1 protein-coding gene is annotated in these 402 nt (G+C 75.9%); it reads right to left on the minus strand.

Translation table 11 applies throughout. From position 1 onward, the window contains the following. The coding region (locus tag MTQ10_RS31020) for a replication initiator (RefSeq protein ID WP_374117734.1) at positions 1–402 on the minus strand (402 nt) is incomplete at both ends.

Consider the following 402-nt stretch of genomic DNA (forward strand, 5'->3'; position numbering starts at 1 on the left):
GGCCCGAAGGAGGGGGCGGTGAAGGTGGCGAAGACGCGGGGGTGGGAGGCAACCGTGTCGGGGACGGTCTTGCCGCCGCGCAGGCCGGCGGAGATGAGCTGGTAGGTGTCGCGGCGGTAGATCTCGGCGCAGGCGGGGCAGCGGGTGGTGCGGCGGTTGCCGCAGCGCATGAGCAGGTGTCCTGCGGGGAGGTCGGCGGAGTCGAGGTGGCGGAGGATCTCGCCGGTGGCGGGGTGGACTTCGGTGCGGTGGCCGTCGAGGCGGACGGGCTGTGCGCATCCGCGCAGGGAGGCGAGCTGGCGGACGAGGGCGGGGAGTTTCCCGGCGGCGGCGAGCCGGGTGAACGGGGCCAGTGCGGTACCGGACGCCGCGTCGGTGGCGGGTGTGGGGGTGGGGCGGGGG

This window comes from Streptomyces sp. XM83C, from assembly GCF_023072675.1.
Lineage (GTDB): Bacteria > Actinomycetota > Actinomycetes > Streptomycetales > Streptomycetaceae > Streptomyces > Streptomyces thermocoprophilus.